Below are 19,036 nucleotides of genomic sequence, written 5' to 3' on the forward strand. Positions count from 1 at the left end.
CTCGATTCGGGAGAGGGCCGTAGTGAGGGGCGCAGACGGCAAAACGCGCCCCTCAGTCGGGATTAATTCAGCTTCGCTTTCGAGAAATCGCTGCCCATCAGGCTGACGCTGTAACCCGTCACGTTGCTGCGTGTGGCATAGAACGTTTTCCCGTTGGCCAGCGCAATCCATGGCGCCTGCTGATAGAAAATCTCCTGCGCCTGGCTGTACAGGGCCGCACGCTGCGCGGGATCGCTGGTCAGCTTCGCTTTTTGCACCAGCTCATTATATCCCTTGTCACACCAGCGCGCAGCGTTGGAGCCGGTCTTGATGCTGTTGCAGCCCAGCAGCACATCGGCAAAGTTGTCCGGATCGCCGTTGTCCGACATCCAGCCAAACAGCGCCGAGTCATGCTCACCTTTACGCATTCCGGACAGATACTCGCCCCACTCGTATGAGACAATTTTCGCTTTCACGCCCACCTTCGCCCAGTCGCTCTGGATCATCTCCGCGATGCGTTTGGAGTTCGGGTTATACGGACGTTGAACCGGCATCGACCACAGCGTCACTTCTGCCCCCTTCTCAAGCCCCGCCTGTTTCAGCAGCGCTTTCGCTTTTTCCGGATCGTAGCTGTAGTCTTTCAAATCTTTGTTAAAACCGAGCATATTGGGCGGGATCGGTGATTTAGCCACCGTGCCGGAGCCCATAAAGACGGCATTCACAATGGCGTTTTTATCCGTCGCATAGTTCAGCGCCTGGCGTACGAGTACGTTATCAAACGGTTTTTTCTCGGTATTAAACGCCAGATAGCCGACGTTCAGCGCATCTACGGAGTGCAGCGTCAGATCTTTGTTCTTTTTAATCACCTCAAATTGCACCGGCGACGGCGCAGGAATAACCTGGCACTCGTTGGTCTGAAGTTTTGCCAGACGGGTTTCGACATTTGGGGTGATAGAGAAAATCAGATGCTTTGTTGGCACGTCGCCGTCCCAGTAATTCGGGTTAGCAATGTAGCGGATCAGCGAATCGACCTTGTACTGTTGCAGCACATATGGCCCCGTACCAATTGGCCAGGTATCGACATTTTCCGGCGTGCCTTTTTTCAGCATCACATCGGCGTATTCCGCTGACAGAATAGACGCGAAATCCATTCCCCAGTCGGCAAGGAATGCGGCGTTCGGCTCGCTCAACACAAACTGCACATGGTAATCATCGACTTTTTTAACGTCCTGGATCAGTTTATCCAGGCCAACATCGTTGAAATATTCATAGTTGCCCTGCGACACGTTGTGGTACGGGTGCTTAGGGTCTTTCTGACGCATGACGGAGAAAATAACGTCATCTGCGTTAAAATCGCGCGTCGGCTTAAAGAATTTATTGCTGTTAAACTTCACGCCTTTACGCAGCGCAAACGTATAGGTTTTCCCATCCGGCGAAATAGTCCACGATTCCGCCAGCGACGGAACGGGCGTATTTTTGACCGGATCAAAATTGATCAGACGATTATAAAGCACCTGCGAACTGGCCACGAAAGACGGGCCTGAGCTGGCGATTTGCGGGTTGAATGATTCTGGCGAAGCTTCAGAGCAATAGATAAGGGTGTCATTATTTGCCGCCCACGCAGCGCTTGCCGGTAAGAGTGTGCTCAGCGCTAACGCGAGCAACGTTTTCCCTGTAGACATGGTTATAAGCCTTTTCGTTTTATTATATTGAAGGGTAATAACAGCACAGCGCCGTAAAAGTGGCAAATAACGAAACACTATCAGGTTATTCTAAAGCAGATGATATCGCTGGTTTTACAGCCAGCGCCCACGCATTGATTTGCCTTAAGTCCCATTAATCGTCAAGCACTCCCGTTGCTTTCTATGCGCCAAGAAATCGCCGCTTTTGCCGTCTCTTCGCCCGTTTGCTTGCGTTTCGCTTTGGTTAAAGTAGAGGGGTGAAGAAGTCTACAGGACCCCATCGTGGCAAAAACACTTTTACGCAGCGGCAATCTGGATGATTTTCAGGCCGTTGGCGGCGGCGGACAGGCCGTATTTGAATCAGCACTGCAAATTCGCGAAGCGCTGCGTCTGCGCAAACAGCAGGCCATTGTCGACAGTCTCGCGATCCCTCAGGTGAATGATGGCGGCGACCGCGTGGACTGGTATTCGCCGCTGGAAGGTGACGTAACCAGCTGGAAAGCCGCAGATGAAGACGCGCGCTTTCGCGCCCTGCGCTATCTGGAAAATACCCTTGCCAGCGTCGATTCGCTCAGTAAAAAGAGCCTTCAGTCGCCGAAAACCGCCCAACAGCTGTTTGGCTCCCTGCTCTCAAAAGCATTCCAGTTCCCGGGTGAAAATTTCCTCTTTCTGGTCGATGGCAAACCGGTTATCACCTTCTGGGGTTTTGTAAACCTCAATGAAAACGCGCGCGAAGATGTTCTGGATTGCCTGCGCGAATCGCTGAAGCCTGAGCCCATGCCCGCTGCTGTCGAAGAGGTCGAGCCGGAACCGGCCCCACCCCTTATCTTTGAGCAAGCAGATGCGCCGCTCATCGCCCCACCGCCGGTGGTGCGCATCACTGAAGACGATCTTTATCAAGCCGAGCCCGCACCTGCGCCAGCGGCCGTAAATGACGAACCAGTCCCGGCACCGCCGCCGGAGCCGGTCGTTGTCAGCAAAAAACGCCGCGTTCCGCTTTGGTCTCTGCCCGTTGCGGCAATCATCGTCGCCGCGGTCGCCGCGCCGCTGTTATGGCCGAAAGCGGCCCCTTCTGCACAGCCGGAGCCCGCTCCTGCACCCGCACCGGTCGCGATTGCCCCCCAGCCGGTGAAACCGGCGGTAGAAATGGCGATGAACCTGCCGCTGCATCAGGCCGAGATCCTGCCAGTTAAAGCGAAAGAGCCAGATCCGGCCCCCGTCGCGGAAGCGGTCGTCATTACCGCGATCCCGAAAGATGCGATGGTGATGGATGCGATCCAGGTTAAAACCGGTTCGACCAAATTCCTCAATGGCACCTGGCGCGCGCTGCTGGACGTGAAAGACCCGATTACCGGCAAACCACCGTCACTGCGCTATCAAATTCAAAATAATAAAGGCACCGCCAGAGTGGTTCACGGTGACAACATCGTCTGTCGGAGCGAGATTTTCTCCGGTCTGCACAGCAACGGCGAACTGATGATCAAAAGCCGTGGCAACGCCCGCTGCACCGATGGCTCGCGCTATCCGATGCCGGAGATCGCCTGTAAAGCCGGGACTAACGACGTGGCGGAATGTACCGCCCGTTATGATGCCAAAACCGTCGTTCCGCTGACGTTCAAGAAAGCAGGTGCCTGATCCTATGCTGGTAAATCTTTGCGACTACAAACAAAGCGTCACGCTGATTGCGAACAGCGGAGTGCAATTTCTTGATTTCGGCCTGATGCCACAGGATACGGCCAGCAACGGTCGCTTCGTGCGTAAAACGGCCAATGGGCCTTTGCTGCGTCTGAATTACGATCTGGTTAACGGTCGTTATACCCTGCCCGCCTCTGGCGGCGGTCAGCCGGAAGTGGTGAAGCCTGAAAGCACGATCCCGCTGCATCAGTCTCTGACCACACTCGATGGCGTCTGGCTTCCGGTTCCTTTTTTACGCTTTAACCCGCCGCGCACCTTTGTCGATGGCCCGGACAACTGGGCGCGCGTCCAGGTACGGAAGCTTGCATCCCCTGACAGCGCCGGAAACACGCATCGCGTGACGTTTGCGCTCGACAGCCAGATTGCCGACCATGCCACTCCGGGACTGTCTCCGGTTGAAAACGATATTCTGAACGGCACGCGCTTTGCGCTGGCCTGGCGCGATGAGGAAGTGCTGAATTTCCTCGACCAAACCTGGATTGATGGCTGGTTGCGCGAGGCCTTTACCGGCTACGCGACCGCCGTCGAAAACCGTCCGGACCGCGAGCTGCAACAGGCGATGCGCGGTTTTGAATACCAGGCGCACTGGCTGAACCTGATGTCGATGCTGGGTGAACAAATCACCGTTCCTGAAGTGAAATTTGTAACCCATACGTTGAGCACGCCAGCCATTCCGGTTGATCTGATCCTCGACGTGGGCAACACCCATACCTGCGGTGTGATCATTGAAGATCATGGCGACGCCAATGATGGCCTGCGCCAGACCGCAGAGTTACAGGTGCGCTCCCTGAGCGAACCGCAGTTTCTGAATGAGCCGCTGTTTACCAGCCGCCTTGAATTTTCTGAAGCCCGCTTTGGCAAACAGCATTTTTCCGTCGAAAGTGGCCGTGAAGATGCGTTCGTCTGGCCTTCTATCGTCCGCGTCGGCGATGAGGCACGCAAACTGGCGATGCAGCGTCTGGGTACGGAAGGCAACAGCGGGATCTCCAGCCCGCGCCGCTATCTGTGGGATGAAACGCCGGTGGTGCAGGACTGGCGTTTTAGCCAGATGAACGCCAAAACCCAGCGCGAACCGCTGGCGACGGCTTTCCCGCTGATGAATTTAATGAACGATGACGGCCAGCCGCTGTTTACGCTGCCGCAGGACGAGCGTTTGCCGGTCTTCTCGCCGCAATACAGCCGCAGCACGCTGATGACCCATATGCTGTGCGAGCTGCTCGCCCAGGCTCTGGGGCAGATTAACAGCGTCGCCACGCGTCTTCGTTTAGGCTTCCCGGCATCCCCGCGGCAGCTGCGTACCTTGATCCTGACGCTGCCCTCCGCGATGCCAAAACAGGAGCGAGAGATCTTCCGCCGCCGGATGTTTGAAGCCATCGCGATTGTCTGGAAAGCGATGGGCTGGCATCCTCAGGATGACGATTTTGCCAGCCGTAAGCAGCAGGATAAAAGCGTGATCCCGGTTCCTGAAATCCAGATGGAGTGGGATGAGGCCAGCTGCGGCCAGCTGGTGTGGCTGTATAACGAAGCTATTTCCCATTTCGGCGGCCAGACGGAAGCGTTTTTTGCCTCGCTGGCTCGCCCGGATCGCGAAGCCGAACCGGGTACGCCGCCCGGACGCTCGCTACGCGTGGCCTCCATAGATATTGGCGGCGGCACGACCGATATGGCGATCACCCACTATCAACTGGACGATGGCTCCGGTAATAACGTCAAAATTACGCCACAGCTATTGTTCCGCGAAGGCTTTAAAGTGGCGGGTGACGATACGTTGCTCGATGTGATTCAACGCTACGTGCTGCCTGCCTTGCAAACTCAGCTGCAAAAATCCGGCATCGCGGATGCCTCCCTGCTGATGGCGTCTCTGTTTGGCGATTCCGGTCGCATTGATACCCAGGCCGTTTTACGTCAGCAAACGGCCCTTCAGCTGTTTATGCCGATTGGTCATGCGATTCTTGCGGCATGGGAAAGTAGCGATATTGACGATCCGCTGGCGGGTTTACATGCCACCTTTGGCGATTTATTGCCCCAGCAGCCTACCCGCAATGTGATGAACTATCTGCAGCAGGCAATCGACCACGCGTTACCGACCGGTTCGGCTCCGTTTGATCTGTTTGCCGTGCCGCTGCACGTCGATTTCCAGGAGATGCAGGATGCGATGCTGGCGGGTCAGTTTACCCTCGCCGCACCGCTGCATGCGGTGTGCGAAGCTATTTCGCACTATGCCTGCGATATTTTGCTGATCACCGGCCGTCCGGGTTGCTTGCCTGGCGTACAGGCGCTGATTCGCCATTTACAGCCCGTACCGGTGAACCGCATTGTCTGGCTGGATAAGTACCGGGTGCATGAGTGGTATCCGTTCAGTCAGCAGGGCCGCATCGGTAATCCAAAATCGACGGCCGCCGTCGGCGCCATGCTTTGTAGCCTTGCGCTCGATCTGCGCCTGCCCCGCTTTAATTTCAAAGCGGCCGACATTGGCGCGTACTCAACCGTGCGCTATCTCGGCGTTCTGGATAATACGGTCAACACGCTGCGCGAAGAGAATGTCTGGTATCAGAATATCGATCTCGACAAACCTGGCGCAAAGCTGGACGCCCGGCTGCACTTCCCGCTTCGCGGAAATGTCACCCTCGGGTTCCGCCAGCTGGAGAACGCCCGCTGGCCTGCCACCCCGCTCTATACCCTGAGTATCAACTCTGCGGAACTGGCAAAATCTATCGCCGGGGATGGCGTGCTGAATGTGCGTTTACAGCTGCGCGGCGGCACAAAACACGAAGGCCCGGAGTCTTTTGAACTGAGCGATGCCTGGCTCCAGGACGGTACACCCGTTGCGCCTGATGCCCTGACGTTTAAACTGAATACTCTGGCAGACCGCCGCCACAGCGGAAGCCACTACTGGATCGACAGCGGGAGCGTATATCTGAAATGACAGCGATGACTGCCACCACTCAGGCCTTAATCGGGTGGATCAATGAAACGCGTCTGCACGCCCCCATGCTGGATAACGATGCCGATGCACTGCTGGCCCGACTGACCTCGGCGCAGGCGCGTGAAGGTGTGCTTGAGCGCGCCATCACCGCCAACAGCAGCATCGGCTTATATGGCCATTCACAGGCGGCCAAAGCGCACCTGCTGGTATCGCTGTGCGGCAGCGGAAATAACCGGCTAAACGTTTCGCCAGGCCAGCGTACCTTCGACTATTTTTCGCACATTAACCCTGGCCACGCTTTGACCAACATGGCGGTGCGTTTTACCCCGCATGCGCCGGACATTCAGGATGATGCCTTTCCCCTGCGCCTGAGTCTGGTCACCGAGGCAGAGCTGGTACAACTCTTTATTGCGCGCACCAGCCTACACTCGCCGATCCGTGCGGTGGAAAAATCCGTGATTGAAGCGCGCGTAGAAAAATGGCGCGCACTGCGTCAACCGCAGTGTGTTCCGGGGATCACAGCCCAGGAAGTGGCTGCGATCGCCCGTTTCTGGCGCAGTACCGTGCCTGGCTCCGAACAGCAGATGGACGATGCGCTGTGGCACCAGTTTGCTCAACTGATTCCGTCACTGGATCTCAGCACCCGTGCTAGTGTCTGGTCGCTGCTGTGGGGCGAACAACAGGAGCTCACGCAGCAGTGGCTGAAACTGGCTCACGTGCTGCATCAAACCAGCCATGCGCGCGAACTGGCCGCACCGCTGAGTCTGCTGGTGGATAACTTCGGCCTGCCGAGTGAAGGCTTCCTGACCCGCGGAGAGTTTACCTCGCCGGAAGCACAGGAGGCATTGCTGCATCCGCTGAATGACGGCGAGATGTTGAATGCCATTAGTATTCCCGTCGACGTGCTGGCGTTTTTAACCCGCGAGCTGATCCTGCCGGCTGAAAATGGCGTGCTGGATAATGTCGATATCATTGATATTCCGGCGCCTTCAGACACCGACCTGCCGCCGCTGGCTCAGGCGAAGTGCGTGTGGCTGCTGGAGCATTATCGTCAGCAGATGCAGCCCGATGTGTTGGTGATCTGCAACGCGACCGCGCATCATGAACAGACGGCAAAAACCGCCAGGACGCTGTTAAATTGGGTGAAAGAGACGCAAACCGGTGAAGACTCCGCTCTACCGGGGCTGGTGTGGGCGATAACCCCACACGATGCGCGATTCACCACTAAACAGAATCTGGACGAAGCGGTGCAACATCTGTTGGGCAAGCCGGGACAGCGCTGGGGAACATTGCAGGCTCTGGATACCCACAGCATGCAGCGCGTGGTCGAATGGCTGTCCCAGGCCACCCTTTCCACCCCACGCCAGACGCGGCTGCTTGCCCTGAAGGCCGCGCAGCAGCGCGAGATTCGTGCATTAATGCAGAGCTATCTGACGCCGATGACCGTTGAACCCGCAGCGCAGCGCACTCAGGCCGAGACCATGGTGCGCAGCCTGCAAAGCAGCGCCGCCCGTCACGGCGAACTGCTGGAAGGACTGCTACCGCCACTGAAAGCCTTTGAAACGTTGCTGGCGGTTCAGCAGCCTCGCGAAGAGCAGGTCAATGGCCTGTTCACTGACGTTATCGACCTTTTTGCCGATAACAGCAGCGAAGGCAGCGAAATCTTCCAGACAAAAGATAAAGCCCGTCTGGCGCACCGCGTCTGGGTCAACCATCTGCGTCAGTGGAGCCGTAACGAAGCAGCAGCCAACAGACTCGGACTGGATATGGCCCTGTTGCCACAAATTGCAGATGTACTGGTGATCAGCAGCTACCGGCTGGATCTGCCGCAGCAGTTACAGCGCATTGTTGAGGCAGACAAGAGCAGCGCAGCGCAGCTGCACGCGGCTATCGGCAACTTCATTGGCTGGCTGGGTTATGCCCAGACACCTGTCGTTGCTCGTCCGGCGAGTCGGGTGCGTAAAGGCCAGGCTATCTTCGTCACCTCCGTTGTCAGCAGCGCAACACCAAGATTGACCCGCCTGGGGGAGCAACCGGTACACGCTGCAACCGCCTATGTGTACGACTGGCTGGTCGCGCTCTACACGCGCGCGATTGAGAATATTGATTACCAGCATCCGCACGATATTCAGCCGACAGCGCGTCAGGCACTTCAGACGATATTGCGATAGCCCATCGGACAGCCCGTTTCAGCGCGGGCTGTCACCCTCCGGACACACAGGCCGACAGCGCCTGTGCCAGCGCAGAAGGATTTTCCCACGACATTGAGTGTCCGGCATCGGGGATGATCATCACCGTGACGCCCAGTTGCTGCATCTCTTCTGCTTCGGCATCCGGCAGGGAATGCTCACCGAAAAGCAGCGTAACGGGACAGCTCAGCGCCAGAAAATGTTCACTCCAGTCAGGTTGAATGCCTTCCACTAACGCGGTGGCGCCACGCCAGACGGCATGCGGTGCGTTACTTTGCAGGCAACCCGCCCAGGGTGATGTCTCGGCAGACAGCAACGCAGAAAAGCCGCGGGTAATAAATGAGTGTTCATCCTGCGCGGCAATGGCACGGCTGAACATCCCTCCTCCCGCATGAAAATTGGGTTCAGAGACGATTAGGCCAAGGATACGATTCTGTGTCAGTGCTGCGGTTTCGATGGCGATACTGCCCCCCATACTGTGACCGTACAGCCAGAATGCTTCGATGTGGAGATGATTCAGCAACTCAACCACAACTTGCGCCTGATCGCTGGTGCGATAGCGATAACATTCAGGTTTATCACTGTAACCGCTGCCGGGAAGGTCAATGAGAATGGCTCTGCGGGAGCCGAAACGGGGATCGCAGACTACACGGGGGTATTCATACGAAGAGGCGCAGCCTAATCCATGAATAAAGACGACGGGGTCGCCCTGGCCGGGAAGATCGTGCCAGCGCACAACGCAGCCAGCATGCTGCGAATAAAAACTGTTCATAAAGCACTCCTTTGACGATGCACTGTGTATTTATACAGTCACTCTCAACGGAATGCTAATTTGTCTTCAAAAACCTGAAGCGTGATTCAGAAAAGCGAGATCAGTAACGCAACGGGGAAGCTCATCGGCCAGGTTGACCCCACCAGAAATGCGCTTAAAAAGCGGATGCGTTTACGGTCTTTGGACAGGAACCACGTAATGAGCGCGCAGATCGCTGCCATCACGGCGTAAAAGACCAACATTTTTTGGTAAAGCGTCATTCTGTGCACCCGATCGATAAAATAACCGCGCGCAATATGCGCCATATGTTGATACAGATCAAGTTTTAATGTTACATATTAACCACTCATATATTATGGATAATAACAACTGAGTACTTTTCATTACATCCTCCGGATGCTTTGATGCCTGCCTGATCCTGAAAGCAGAAATTCTGACCCGCGCCCGCACATCGCCGTTCCGCAAGATTTTATCATCCAGCGCTCACTCGCTCATTTTGCTCTCTTTTTAAAGTTGCATTTAAAATGCACTTTATGCAAAATATTCCTGTCAGAAAGTGGTGTAATAAGGCATGACTTAAAGGGGAGAAGAGATGCTACGCATTCCACAGAGTTGCATTCATACCCGTTCCACTCCGTTCTGGAACAAAGACACCGCTCCGGCAGGCATTTTCCTGCGCCATCTGGATCAAGGGACAAGACCTGGCGTGTATCCTCGTCTTTCCGTGAGTCGTGGTGACGTTCGTTATCTGGGCTATGCCGACGAATTTGCTCTAACCCCTGACAGCGAACTGATTATACAGGCCGGGCATTTCAGCGTTTTCCCTCCCGAAAAATGGCACCGCATTGAGTTGATCGCCGACGATACCCTCTTCAACGTCGACTTCTTTGTTGAACCCGACGTTTTACGATCTCTTTAAGCTCTTAACGCTTATAAGGAACCCACCATGTTACGTATTCCTGAAAACTTTGTTCATACCCGCGCGACGCCATTCTGGAATAAAGATTCCGCACCAAAAGCCCTCTTCACGCATCACAACACGAAAGCAGGCGTATATGGCCGCCTGTCGGTGATGCAAGGCGCGGTGAAATACTTTGGCTTCCCGGATGCAGACGCCACCGAACCCGATCTCGAACGGGTGATCGAAGCGGGCTCTTTTGGCATCTCTCCCCCACAAAAATGGCACCGCATTGAGCTTCTGACCGAAGATACCTATTTCAATATTGATTTTTACGCCGATCCGCAGACTCAGCTTGAAGGTGCAGGCCTGGGGAAAGTGGTGAATATGCACAAGGGGTAACATGATGGGCAAAGCAACGTACACCGTCACCGTGACGAACAACAGCAATGGTGTGTCGGTGGATTACGAAACGGAGGCCCCGATGGAGCTGTTAATTCCCGACGTCGCGGCCGATGTGGTGAAAGATCTGGTCAATACCGTGCGTGCATATGATACGGAAAATGAGCACAACGTCTGCGGTTGGTAGTCGATATACCCGGCGGTCAGCAGGCCTGCCGGGTGTCCCTGCGAGGAAGATGCGTATGCGTCATTATTCTGATGGAAGAGAGAAATATTCCGTAGATTAATATCCTGCTGCTTTATTGGCGGCCTTTATGCGGTTATTTCTTGTGTCTTTTTCATGTTGATCGGCGGCCTGCATCATGCCACCTGCGGCATCGATCCAGTCGCTCGCAGTACATCCTGTTAGCATCAGGCTAAATACCACTCCATATATAGACTTCATTATTGCTCCATTGCTTCCTGCGCACTCAACCTTCCGTGCATTACTCAAATTATTTGATATAACAGACAATATTTTGACGAAATATTTGATATTTATCAAGACCATTTTTACAACAGGGATAAGACATGGTGATTTACCCCCCTGTCCGGGTAGGTATTCCCCTCGTGAAATCCCTGATATAACGGCTGAATGTTCCAGGAATGGTTTGTCTCGTCGGGATCTCATTTAGCTGAACCGTTGTTCAGATAATGCTGTCATGAAAGTGCATGCCATGGGTTAAGTACGCCGCGCTAAACGAGCAGGAAGCACTATGAATACCTTCAGCATTATCGCCATCCCCTTCTTTGCTGTTGCGGTTGTTATGCTCACGCTGGGCTTTACCCGCAAGAACCGCACCTTTTTCATCGTTGGGGGCGTGTTTATGGCTTCGACGGTGGTCAATACCGTGATTGGATTGTCTCTTTAAAACTGAGGGACAAAGACTGGATTGCGAAAACAACAAGCCCCGCCCATAGGCGAGGCTGTTCTGAGCTTTGGCCCGCTGCTCAGTGTTTTATCATTACATGTCTCACCACGGTGTAATCTTCCAGGCCGTACACCGACATATCTTTTCCGTATCCGGATAATTTCATTCCGCCGTGGGGCATTTCGCTGACCAGCATAAAATGGGTATTCACCCACGTGCAGCCGTATTGTAGTTGGGCGCTCATTCGATGGGCGCGGCCGACATCTTTTGTCCACACTGATGACGCCAGCCCGTACTGCGAATCGTTGGCCCACGCCAGCACCTGCTCCTCGTCGTCGAACTCCGTCATGCTGACCACCGGCCCGAATACTTCTCGCTGAACGATGGCATCTTCCTGTTTCGCCCCCGCCAGCAGCGTGGGCTGGAAGTAATACCCACCGCCATCCTGTTTATTGCCGCCGGTGACAACCTGAACGTGACCGAGCGCTTTGGCCTCATCTACGGCCTTCACTACGCGCGCCAGATGGGCAGCAGAACTGAGTGGGCCAAGTTCGGTTGATTCATCGTCCGGCGCACCGGATTTTAAGGTGGCAACCGCTGCGCCGAGTTTTTCGACCAGCGCAGGATAAATCCCTTTCTGAGCATAAATTCGACAGGCGGCGGTACAGTCCTGACCGGCATTATAGAAGCCGAACGTTCGAACTCCCTCCACCACAGCGTCGAGATCCGCATCATCAAACACAATCACCGGCGCTTTGCCGCCCAGTTCCATATGGGTGCGCTTTATCGACGCTGCCGTGTGGCCGATGATGTGTTCACCCGTGGCAATCGAGCCAGTCAGGGAAACCATGCGCACTTTTTCGTGTCCGGTCAGCGGATCGCCTACCGTCTTGCCCCGGCCAAAAAGCACGTTCAGAACGCCCGCCGGGAAGATATCTTTGGCCAGTTCGGCCAGTTTTAACGCCGTGAGCGGCGTGATTTCTGAAGGTTTAATCACCACGCAGTTACCGGCCGCCAGCGCTGGCGCCAGCTTCCATGCCGCCATCATCAGCGGATAGTTCCACGGCGCAATAGAGGCCACCACCCCAACCGGATCGCGGCGGATCATGGAGGTATGCCCCTCCAGATACTCTCCGGCAGCCAGCCCGTTCAGACAACGCGCCGCGCCGGCAAAGAAGCGGAAGACATCCACGACGGCCGGAATTTCATCGTTGATCACGCAGTGCAGCGGTTTACCGCAGTTTTGTGACTCAAGGCGGGCGAAGGTGTCGGCATGTTCTTCGATGGTATCGGCCAGTTTGAGCAGACACTCTGAGCGCGATTTAGGCGTCGCCTGCCCCCATGTCTTAAAAGCACGATCGGCCGCCGTCACGGCCGCCTCCACCTGGGCGACCGACGCCTCGGCGATCTCCAGCAGCACTTCGCCCGTCGCCGGGTTGTAGACCGGCTGTTTTTCACCTTCGCCAGCGACCAGTTCACCATTAATCAGCAGTAGATTTTGCATAGCATTGTCCTGTTGAAATCAACGTTATTTCCCGCTTTCGACCACGTTTTCGCCGTCGCGGGTTAGCCACCAGGCTCCCAGAATCGGAATCGTTGTCACCAGCATCACCAGCAGCGCGACCACGTTAGTGACCGGAACGTCGCGCGGACGGCCGAGTTGGTTGAGCAACCACAGCGGGAGCGTGCGTTCGTGCCCCGCCGTAAATGTCGTGACGATGATCTCATCGAACGACAGCGCAAAGGCCAGCATTCCGCCCGCCAACAGCGCGGAGCTGAGATTTGGCAGCACCACATAGCGGAAGGTTTGCCAGCCGTCTGCGCCTAAATCCATTGATGCCTCCACCAGACTCCACGAAGTACGCCTGAATCGGGCAATGACATTATTAAAGACCACCACTACGCAGAAGGTGGCATGTCCGGTCACAATGGTGAAAAATCCCGGCTCCAGATTGATGGTTTTAAACGCCGTCAACAGCGCCAGTCCGGTGATAATCCCCGGCAGGGCGATGGGCAGCAGCAGAAGTAATGACACTGCGTTTTTGCCGAAAAATTCACTGCGCCAGAGGGCCGCCGCTGCCAGCGTTCCCAGCACCAGCGCGATGGCTGTCGACAGCGCCGCAATTTGAAGTGACAACGTCACTGATTCGATGATATCGCCACGCGATGCTGCGACGCTAAACCACTTGAGGGTCAGCCCTTTTGGCGGAAAGCTGAACGCGGCATCTTCGGTATTAAACGCATAGATAGCGATGATCAGCAGCGGGAAATGGAGAAAGATCACGCCTCCCCAGGCAGCCACTTTCAGGAACAACGGTGCGCGCTCAGAGTGCATCGAATGCTCCCAGACGTTTCACGAACGCCAGATAGAGTGAGATCAGGACAATCGGTACTAAGGTGAACGCCGCCGCCATAGGCATATTGCCAATCGCCCCCTGCTGGGAGTAGACCATGTTACCGATGAAATACCCCGGCGGCCCCACCAGCTGCGGCACGATAAAATCACCCAGCGTCAGCGAAAAGGTAAAAATAGAGCCGGCGGCGATACCGGGAATGGCTAACGGCAGGACCACAAAGCGGAACGTCTGGCGCGGGCGAGCTCCCAGATCGGCAGAAGCCTGTAATAACGAGGCAGGTAAACGCTCAAGCGCCGCCTGTACCGGCAGGATCATGAAGGGCAGCCAGATGTAGACAAAAACCAGAAAACGCCCAAGCCCGGAGGTGGAGAGCGTACTGCCCCCAATCGCCGGAAGCGTCAGCACCGACATCAGCAGTGGTTCCAGCCCCATATAGCCGAGAAACCACTGTGCGACACCATCTTTTGCCAGCAGTAATGTCCATGCATAGACCTTAACGATATAGCTGGCCCACATCGGTAACATGACGGCGATATAGAAAAAGGCTTTCCATTTTCCGCTGGTGTAGCGCGCCATATACCACGCCATCGGAAAGGCCAGAATGGCGCTGGCAATCGTTACCGCAATCGCCATCAACAGGGTGCGCAGGATGATGTCGTAATTAGCCGGATTGAAAAGAGCCAGAATGTTGGCAAAAGTGAGATCCGGCGTCACCGACATGGTGAAATCGTCGAAGGTGTAAAACCCCTGCCAGAGTAAGGTGAGAAGCGATCCGAGGTAGACGATACCGAACCACATCAGCGGGCCGAGCAGCAGTAAAAACAGGCCGAGCGACGGTTTGCGCCAGAGCAGCGTCGTGATCCGGCTGACCGGGCCACGGGAGGACGGTGCAGGAGAAACGCTCACATCCATCTCACCTCTCCTCATACAGCGGCACCATCGCATCGCGGGACCACGAAGCCAGCACTTGCTGACCGGGTACGACGTCAGCCGGTAGATTCGCGCCGCTAAGATTGGCCTGGCTGACCAGCAGTTTTGCGCCATCATTCAGCCGCAGTTCAAAACGGGTTGCCGCCCCCTGATACTGCACCGCCTGTACGATCCCCTGCACCTGGACTTCGCCGCCCTCGTTCAGGCGAATATGTTCCGGGCGTAGCGAAAACATCCCTTCCATTCCGCACACCTGGCGCGTCACCGCCGCATCAAAGACGTTCGACGTCCCGACAAAGCTGGCGACAAACGGCGTGCGCGGGCGCATATACAGTTCACGCGGCGTATCGACCTGCTCAATTCGCCCGTTGTTGAAGACGGCCACGCGGTCAGACATCGACAGCGCTTCGCCCTGATCGTGGGTGACAAAAATAAAGGTAATGCCCAGTTCCTGCTGAAGCTTTTTCAGCTCGAACTGCATCTGTTCGCGCAGCTTCAGATCCAGCGCACCCAGCGGTTCATCAAGCAACAGCACGCGCGGCTCGTTCACCAGCGCGCGGGCAATGGCCACACGCTGGCGCTGCCCGCCAGAGAGCTGGGAGGGTTTCCGCTTTTGCGCAAACCCCAGCCCCACCTTTTCCAGCGCGTCCTGCGCCTGGATCTGGCGCTGCTTTTTGCCGATCCCTTTTACCATCAGCCCGTAAGCCACGTTGTCGATGATCGACATATGCGGGAACAGGGCGTAATCCTGGAACACGGTGTTCACATCGCGCTCCCACGGAGGCAGCTCGCTGGCCTCCCGACCAAAGATTTTTATCGCTCCGCCGCTGAGTTGCTCAAATCCGGCAATCAAACGCAGACAGGTGGTTTTGCCAGAGCCCGAAGGCCCCAGCATGGAGAAAAACTCACCGTCGCGAATACCGATGGTGACGCCATCCACGGCCCGCACATCACCGTACAAACGGGAGACGTCATTAAATTCTACTGCGTACGTCATGTTCTGCTCCCGGCCATTAACGGCCGCCCATGATGGCGATGTAATCCTGCGTCCAGCGGCTGTAAGGCACGAATTTTCCGCCTTCTGCAATCGGGGTTTTCCAGAACATGATTTTTTCGAAGTTGTTATAGCCGTTGGTTTCACAGCCTTTTTCACCCAGCAGCGTGCTGGCTTTACAGCCCTCCGCTACCACCGGCAGCGATCCAAACCACGCCGCCAGATCGCCCTGAACTTTTGGCGTAAGCGACCAGTTCATCCATTTGTAGGCGCACATCGGGTGTTTGGCCTGGGCGTGCAGCATGGTGGTGTCAGCCCAGCCGGTCACCCCCTCTTTCGGGAAGACGGTGGCGACCGGCTGGTTTTCGCCTTTCAGGGCATTGGCCTGGTACGGCCATGCGCTGGACGCCACCACGCCTTCATTCTTGAAGTCGCTCATCTGAACGGTGGTGTCGTGCCAGTAACGGTGAATAAGCGCATGCTGGGCGCGCAGCACTTTCAGTACGGCCGAGTATTGTTCTTCGGTGAGCTGGTACGGATCGGTAATTCCCAGCTGCGGCTGAGTGGCTTTGACAAACAGTGCTGCGTCGGCAATGTAAATTGGTCCATCGTAGGCCTGCACGCGCCCCTTATTGGATTTGCCATCCGGCAGATTCTGCTCTTTGAAGACGACCGCCCAGCTGTCCGGTGGTGTCGGGAAGGTTTTCGTGTTGTACATCAGCAGATTTGGCCCCCACTGGTAAGGGGTGCCGTAGACTTTTCCGTCTACGTTAAACCATTCGCCTTTGACGATGCGTGAATCGACGGTTTTCCAGTTGGGAATCAGATCCGGATTAATGGGCTGTACGCGTTTGCCCATAATCAGACGCAGCGAAGCGTCTCCCGAGGCGGTGACCAGATCGTAGCCCCCTTTGGCCATCAGACTGACCATCTCATCGGATGTTGCGGCTGTTTTGACATTGACCGCGCAACCGGTCTCTTTTTCGAACTGCGTGACCCAGTCATAGTTTTTATCCGTCTGGCCGCGCTCGATGTATCCCGGCCAGGCGATAATATCCAGTCGTCCCTCGCCTTTGCCGATCTCTTTCGGCGGCTCTGCGGCTTGCGCTGTCATGATAGTCATGCCGAGCGCGCACAGGCTGCTGCGGGCAAATTTTTTGCTCATCGGGTTTACTCCTGTCGCAATGAAATTTGGCGGCAGCCATGCCGTAAAAATATCTCCCTTACTAAACGTAGACCGCGTAAATGCGCCGCACCCTGCGGCCCGGGGAAATTTCATCAGGTTGTGACCGAGGGCGCATTCCCTGTTAACTGGATTATAGACAAGGAGTTAGCGGCGGCGAGCGGTATGCGGATTTCCTATGACCGACGCCAGCGAATAAACCCGGCGCCGGCCACAGGATAAGAATTGTTTATTTAAACGGGGAAAGTTGCTACGCGAAAAATAAGGCATCTGGCCTATTTCAACATTGCTCTAATTAATTTAGCCAACTGTATAACGGCCTGTTCTTCACGTTCTCCCCACGCCCATGAGGTATTAAAACGAAAGAACGGCGTCCAGGCATCGGAAGTTGAGAACATTTTCCCGGGCGCAATACTGATATGGTGCGCCAGCGCTTGTTCGCTCAACTGACCCGCATCGAGCGGCGCAGGCAGTTCCAGCCACAAAAAGTAGCCGCTGTCGTTGTGGTGGATTTTGACTTCAGCGGGCAGATGGCGCATTAACGATTGCCACGCCAGTTGTTTACGCTCTGCCAGCGTGCGGCGCAGGCGGCGAAGATGGGCGTCGTAACGTTTGGTGGCGAGATAGTCCACCAGCGCCAGCTGCATCGGTGAGCTGGTAGAAAGCGTGCTCATCAGCTGTAACTGTTGAATGCGCCTCGCATGTTTTCCTGCGGCAACCCAGCCGATGCGAAATCCGGCGACCAGACATTTCGAGAAGGATGAGCAGTGCAATGTCATATCCTGGCGGTCCCAGGCTTTTGCGGGCAGCGGTTTTTCGCGCCCATAATAGAGCTCGCTGTAGACGTCATCTTCGATCAAGGTGACGTTGTGCCGGGTCAGCAATGCGACAAGCCGGGCTTTTTTCTCGGCGCTGAGGGTAAAACCTAAAGGATTTTGGCTGTTAGTCATCAGCCAGCAGGCTTTGACCGGGTAGTCATTTAAAGCCTGTTCCAGGGCGTTAAAGTCAATCCCTTCGCGCACATCCGTGGCGATTGAGAGTGCTTTGAGCTTGAGCCTTTCCAGCGCCTGCAGTGCGCCATAAAAACAGGGATTTTCGACAATCACCCAGTCGCCGGGTTCGGTAATGGCCTGCAGGCTGAGATTGAGTGCTTCAAGCGCACCGGCGGTAATGACAATCTCTTCCGGCGAAATATTCATGCCCTGCTGCGCATAACGACGGGCGATGGCATGACGAAGATCGTCATTTCCCGGCGGCAGGTTTTCAATCACGCTCATCGCCGTTGCGGTTTTACTGACATTCGCCAGCGATCGGTTGAGCTGCTGCAAAGGGAAAAGACGCGGATCGGGAAATGCGGAAGCAAAGGGCAGAACGGAGGGATCGCGACTGGCCTGAAGCACGTCGAAAATGTAGGTATTGATATCGACGACTTCATCACTCATCACCTGCGCGGGAGGCGCAGGCTGCTGCTTAACCGGACGGGGTGCAACATAATAGCCTGACTGTGGGCGAGCAACGATTCGCCCCTGGCTTTCCAGCGTTTGATAGGCATGACCGACGGTCATAAAACTCATGCCGCTGCTGGCGACTTGCTCACGCAACGACGGTAGCTTATCTCCCGGCAACCACACGCCAAGTTCAATTTGCGAAATGATTTGCTGCGCCAGGCGCTGGTATTTTTTCATCGTTCTCTCCTTGCTTCACACCATAGTATATCAGCAGGAGAAAAATGGCAGTTTTAATGAACTGTTATGGTTGTACCGTTATGCCGGACGATGATCGAACTGAGCCTGTTCCGCAGAATGGGACGCAGCGAGATGATCAAAAGTCATCATGGACGATTTGCAGAAAATGCATTTCGCACCGTGTGGATTTTTTTCGGACACATCAAAAACAGAAGTGCGGTATTGCGAGCCATGACAGCACGGGCAACGAAAATGGATATAAGAAATCATGGGGTGTCTCCTAATGTGACAACATAAATTGCTAATGGGCCTTTCAGGCTATAGAGGTCTGAGACAAAACTAATCAGAGGTGTAAAGAAAAGACCCAAGAGAGGCTGCGGAGAGGCACAACGTGATGAGAAATGCTTTAAGTAACGACGTCAGATATTTTTTG

18 protein-coding genes are annotated in these 19,036 nt (G+C 55.4%); 7 read left to right on the forward strand and 11 right to left on the reverse strand.

Going from position 1 to position 19,036, the window contains the following annotated elements:
* Window positions 1-62: 62 nt before the first annotated feature.
* Window positions 63-1,661: an ABC transporter substrate-binding protein gene (locus SOM82_RS10845; protein ID WP_154125572.1), complete on the reverse strand. Its 1,599-nt coding sequence runs from the start codon at window positions 1,659-1,661 to the stop codon at window positions 63-65.
* Between the two features lie 282 nt (window positions 1,662-1,943).
* Between SOM82_RS10845 and SOM82_RS10850 the strand changes: the two genes are divergently transcribed.
* Genes SOM82_RS10850 through SOM82_RS10860 form a run of 3 tightly spaced genes read left to right on the forward strand, consistent with a single transcriptional unit; the run spans window position 1,944 to window position 8,453 of the window.
* Entirely contained in the window at window positions 1,944-3,296 is a 1,353-nt protein-coding gene (locus SOM82_RS10850; protein WP_320459579.1) for an SrfA family protein, read from the forward strand.
* 4 nt (window positions 3,297-3,300) lie between these two features.
* Complete coding sequence (locus SOM82_RS10855) at window positions 3,301-6,282, forward strand: virulence factor SrfB (protein WP_320459580.1); 2,982 nt, start codon at window positions 3,301-3,303, stop codon at window positions 6,280-6,282.
* Entirely contained in the window at window positions 6,279-8,453 is a 2,175-nt protein-coding gene (locus SOM82_RS10860) for a virulence factor SrfC family protein (protein WP_320459581.1), read from the forward strand. The genes SOM82_RS10855 and SOM82_RS10860 overlap by 4 nt, the downstream gene beginning before the upstream one ends.
* A 31-nt stretch (window positions 8,454-8,484) precedes the next feature.
* Here SOM82_RS10860 and SOM82_RS10865 read toward each other — a convergent pair whose 3' ends face one another.
* Window positions 8,485-9,243 (reverse strand): alpha/beta fold hydrolase, encoded by a 759-nt coding sequence (locus SOM82_RS10865; protein ID WP_320459582.1) that lies wholly within the window; start codon window positions 9,241-9,243, stop codon window positions 8,485-8,487.
* 86 nt (window positions 9,244-9,329) lie between these two features.
* Complete coding sequence (locus SOM82_RS10870) at window positions 9,330-9,503, reverse strand: GhoT/OrtT family toxin (RefSeq protein ID WP_095284283.1); 174 nt, start codon at window positions 9,501-9,503, stop codon at window positions 9,330-9,332.
* Between the two features lie 332 nt (window positions 9,504-9,835).
* Here SOM82_RS10870 and SOM82_RS10875 point away from each other — a divergent pair, with 332 nt between their 5' ends.
* The 3 genes from SOM82_RS10875 to SOM82_RS10885 are packed head-to-tail and all read left to right on the forward strand — an operon-like array spanning window position 9,836 to window position 10,730.
* On the forward strand, window positions 9,836-10,162 hold the full coding sequence (locus tag SOM82_RS10875; protein ID WP_320459583.1) for a TehB family protein: 327 nt from the start codon (window positions 9,836-9,838) through the stop codon (window positions 10,160-10,162).
* A gap of 27 nt (window positions 10,163-10,189) precedes the next feature.
* Window positions 10,190-10,543, forward strand: a complete 354-nt coding sequence (locus tag SOM82_RS10880) for a TehB family protein (RefSeq protein ID WP_320459584.1) — start codon at window positions 10,190-10,192, stop codon at window positions 10,541-10,543.
* Between the two features lie 4 nt (window positions 10,544-10,547).
* On the forward strand, window positions 10,548-10,730 hold the full coding sequence (locus tag SOM82_RS10885) for a DUF1869 domain-containing protein (protein ID WP_154125921.1): 183 nt from the start codon (window positions 10,548-10,550) through the stop codon (window positions 10,728-10,730).
* A gap of 96 nt (window positions 10,731-10,826) precedes the next feature.
* Here SOM82_RS10885 and SOM82_RS10890 read toward each other — a convergent pair whose 3' ends face one another.
* Window positions 10,827-10,988, reverse strand: a complete 162-nt coding sequence (locus tag SOM82_RS10890; protein ID WP_320459585.1) for a hypothetical protein — start codon at window positions 10,986-10,988, stop codon at window positions 10,827-10,829.
* 310 nt (window positions 10,989-11,298) lie between these two features.
* On the opposite strand from SOM82_RS10890, the gene SOM82_RS10895 reads away from it, so the two are divergent.
* Entirely contained in the window at window positions 11,299-11,454 is a 156-nt protein-coding gene (locus tag SOM82_RS10895) for a hypothetical protein (RefSeq protein ID WP_320459586.1), read from the forward strand.
* A gap of 79 nt (window positions 11,455-11,533) precedes the next feature.
* Here SOM82_RS10895 and patD read toward each other — a convergent pair whose 3' ends face one another.
* From patD to ymcF, 7 genes are all read right to left on the reverse strand, one after another.
* Window positions 11,534-12,958 carry an aminobutyraldehyde dehydrogenase gene (gene patD, locus SOM82_RS10900; protein ID WP_320459587.1) on the reverse strand — a complete coding sequence of 475 codons (1,425 nt, stop codon included), beginning with the start codon at window positions 12,956-12,958 and terminating at the stop codon, window positions 11,534-11,536.
* 24 nt (window positions 12,959-12,982) lie between these two features.
* A complete protein-coding gene (locus tag SOM82_RS10905) occupies window positions 12,983-13,789 on the reverse strand; it encodes an ABC transporter permease (RefSeq protein ID WP_154125579.1) in 807 nt (268 codons plus the stop codon).
* Window positions 13,779-14,723, reverse strand: coding sequence for an ABC transporter permease (locus SOM82_RS10910; protein ID WP_320459588.1), 945 nt, complete (start codon window positions 14,721-14,723; stop codon window positions 13,779-13,781). The genes SOM82_RS10905 and SOM82_RS10910 overlap by 11 nt, the downstream gene beginning before the upstream one ends.
* 1 nt (window position 14,724) lies before the next feature.
* Window positions 14,725-15,738 (reverse strand): ABC transporter ATP-binding protein, encoded by a 1,014-nt coding sequence (locus tag SOM82_RS10915; RefSeq protein ID WP_320459589.1) that lies wholly within the window; start codon window positions 15,736-15,738, stop codon window positions 14,725-14,727.
* 16 nt (window positions 15,739-15,754) lie between these two features.
* Entirely contained in the window at window positions 15,755-16,900 is a 1,146-nt protein-coding gene (gene ydcS, locus SOM82_RS10920) for a putative ABC transporter substrate-binding protein YdcS (protein WP_154125582.1), read from the reverse strand.
* A 293-nt stretch (window positions 16,901-17,193) separates the two neighbouring features.
* Complete coding sequence (locus SOM82_RS10925; RefSeq protein WP_320459590.1) at window positions 17,194-18,603, reverse strand: aminotransferase-like domain-containing protein; 1,410 nt, start codon at window positions 18,601-18,603, stop codon at window positions 17,194-17,196.
* A 78-nt stretch (window positions 18,604-18,681) separates the two neighbouring features.
* Window positions 18,682-18,873 carry a cold shock small protein YmcF gene (gene ymcF / locus SOM82_RS10930; protein WP_154125584.1) on the reverse strand — a complete coding sequence of 64 codons (192 nt, stop codon included), beginning with the start codon at window positions 18,871-18,873 and terminating at the stop codon, window positions 18,682-18,684.
* Between the last annotated feature and the right edge of the window lie 163 nt (window positions 18,874-19,036).

The organism is Lelliottia sp. CFBP8978 (assembly GCF_034046055.2).
Classification (GTDB): domain Bacteria; phylum Pseudomonadota; class Gammaproteobacteria; order Enterobacterales; family Enterobacteriaceae; genus Enterobacter.

Bases quoted from the DNA above. Each gene is read 5' to 3' on its own strand.
- SOM82_RS10845 (WP_154125572.1), bottom strand. From the start codon at position 1,661: ATGTCTACAGGGAAAACGTTGCTCGCGTTAGCGCTGAGCACACTCTTA.
- SOM82_RS10855 (WP_320459580.1), top strand. From the start codon at position 3,301: ATGCTGGTAAATCTTTGCGACTACAAACAAAGCGTCACGCTGATTGCG.
- SOM82_RS10860 (WP_320459581.1), top strand. From the start codon at position 6,279: ATGACAGCGATGACTGCCACCACTCAGGCCTTAATCGGGTGGATCAAT.
- SOM82_RS10865 (WP_320459582.1), bottom strand. From the start codon at position 9,243: ATGAACAGTTTTTATTCGCAGCATGCTGGCTGCGTTGTGCGCTGGCAC.
- SOM82_RS10870 (WP_095284283.1), bottom strand. From the start codon at position 9,503: ATGACGCTTTACCAAAAAATGTTGGTCTTTTACGCCGTGATGGCAGCG.
- SOM82_RS10875 (WP_320459583.1), top strand. From the start codon at position 9,836: ATGCTACGCATTCCACAGAGTTGCATTCATACCCGTTCCACTCCGTTC.
- SOM82_RS10880 (WP_320459584.1), top strand. From the start codon at position 10,190: ATGTTACGTATTCCTGAAAACTTTGTTCATACCCGCGCGACGCCATTC.
- SOM82_RS10885 (WP_154125921.1), top strand. From the start codon at position 10,548: ATGGGCAAAGCAACGTACACCGTCACCGTGACGAACAACAGCAATGGT.
- SOM82_RS10890 (WP_320459585.1), bottom strand. From the start codon at position 10,988: ATGAAGTCTATATATGGAGTGGTATTTAGCCTGATGCTAACAGGATGT.
- SOM82_RS10895 (WP_320459586.1), top strand. From the start codon at position 11,299: ATGAATACCTTCAGCATTATCGCCATCCCCTTCTTTGCTGTTGCGGTT.
- patD (WP_320459587.1), bottom strand. From the start codon at position 12,958: ATGCAAAATCTACTGCTGATTAATGGTGAACTGGTCGCTGGCGAAGGT.
- SOM82_RS10905 (WP_154125579.1), bottom strand. From the start codon at position 13,789: ATGCACTCTGAGCGCGCACCGTTGTTCCTGAAAGTGGCTGCCTGGGGA.
- SOM82_RS10910 (WP_320459588.1), bottom strand. From the start codon at position 14,723: ATGGATGTGAGCGTTTCTCCTGCACCGTCCTCCCGTGGCCCGGTCAGC.
- SOM82_RS10915 (WP_320459589.1), bottom strand. From the start codon at position 15,738: ATGACGTACGCAGTAGAATTTAATGACGTCTCCCGTTTGTACGGTGAT.
- ydcS (WP_154125582.1), bottom strand. From the start codon at position 16,900: ATGAGCAAAAAATTTGCCCGCAGCAGCCTGTGCGCGCTCGGCATGACT.
- SOM82_RS10925 (WP_320459590.1), bottom strand. From the start codon at position 18,603: ATGAAAAAATACCAGCGCCTGGCGCAGCAAATCATTTCGCAAATTGAA.
- ymcF (WP_154125584.1), bottom strand. From the start codon at position 18,873: ATGATTTCTTATATCCATTTTCGTTGCCCGTGCTGTCATGGCTCGCAA.